This is a genomic window from Oleiphilus sp. HI0132, from assembly GCF_001635845.1.
The window spans coordinates 1-1,311 of sequence record NZ_LWGJ01000049.1; the positions used below are offsets into that span (position 1 = coordinate 1).

Below are 1,311 nucleotides of genomic sequence, written 5' to 3' on the forward strand. Positions count from 1 at the left end.
AAAGGCGAACAGATAGACCCAATAATAATCAAACCACTGAAGTGCATCGGCACCAATATCCCTCGCTCCTGCTATAAAAGCTGGATCAGTCAACTGTTGCGCCATTAATTTACCTAAGGGAAATAAGGCTCTTTCCAAACCGAGTAAAAATAGCGATAACCCGATCAGCACGTACAAGAAACCAAACAGCACCCTTTTCATATTGGGTATAGGCTTGCGAATCACAAGAAATTGAAAGCCAAACAATATAGCCGCGATAGGAATCACGTCTTTAATCGTGGCGAACGTAATGTCGATAATATCGTTGAGAAGTTCCATTAAGCGCCGAGCTCACTATATGATCATGCCGTAAGCCATCACGAATATCATCGGAGATAGCGACGCAAATGCGATTAATCCAAAACCATCAATCATCGGATTTCGGCCCTTGATTGATGAAGCCAAACCTACGCCCAACGCAGTCACCAGAGGAACAGTAATCGTTGAGGTTGTCACACCGCCCGAGTCATATGCAATCCCGATAATTTCCTTTGGTGCGAAACTCGTCATAATCACAACTAGAATATAGCCGCCAATAATCATCCATTGGATCGACCAGCCTGCAATAATACGCACCACACCCAGAACGATCGCCAAGCCTACAGAAAAAGCCACCGTAAATCGTAAGCCACTGGCATAACTTGTTTTAGCGGCTTCAGTTGCTTCGATCATGCCGCCTTCTGCGGCGACCGTTGCGGCTTCTGCAGCGACTGCTATCAAGGCAGGTTCAGCTATTGTCGTACCAAAGCCCAATGCAAAAGCAAAAGCAATCAGCCAAGCGACACTACCCTTCTTTGCTAAGGCATGAGCCATTGACTCACCGATCGGAAATAAGCCCATTTCCAGACCGAAAATGAAAAACGTCAAGCCAAGCAATACAAATATGACACCAATAATCATATCGACCAGGTTAGGTATCGGCTGCTGAAGTACTGCAAATTGAAAAAATGCAATAACAATTATGATCGGCGCCAGGTCTCTGAGACTACCTAGCATTGAACGAAAAATAGCGAGTATGCCTTGCTGCAAACTAAGTTCCCTTAATCTATACAAAGTTAGAAGTTGATAGCCCAAACAAGGTTTAGGCCCTAGAAACAAAACTCTAGAAATGAGTATAGGCCAATACTCACAAAGTGAAATTGACCTAAGACAATTTGAAAGCGCTTAGAGACCTTTACTTGTAGGTTTTACAAGGCCCAAGAACTCACTTAATCAGCAGCGACAAGCGTCGAATTACTTAACACTTATGATGTGACTTGCATCACAAAAAGA

At 43.8% G+C, this 1,311-nt stretch carries 2 protein-coding genes; both read right to left on the reverse strand.

The genetic code is table 11. From position 1 onward, the window contains the following. Positions 1 to 318: DUF1538 family protein (locus A3766_RS00810; protein ID WP_156508577.1), on the reverse strand; the 318-nt coding region annotated here is incomplete at its 3' end. A 15-nt stretch (positions 319 to 333) separates the two neighbouring features. Further along, positions 334 to 1,035: a DUF1538 domain-containing protein gene (locus A3766_RS00815; RefSeq protein ID WP_068511339.1), complete on the reverse strand. Its 702-nt coding sequence runs from the start codon at positions 1,033 to 1,035 to the stop codon at positions 334 to 336. Positions 1,036 to 1,311 lie beyond the last annotated feature (276 nt).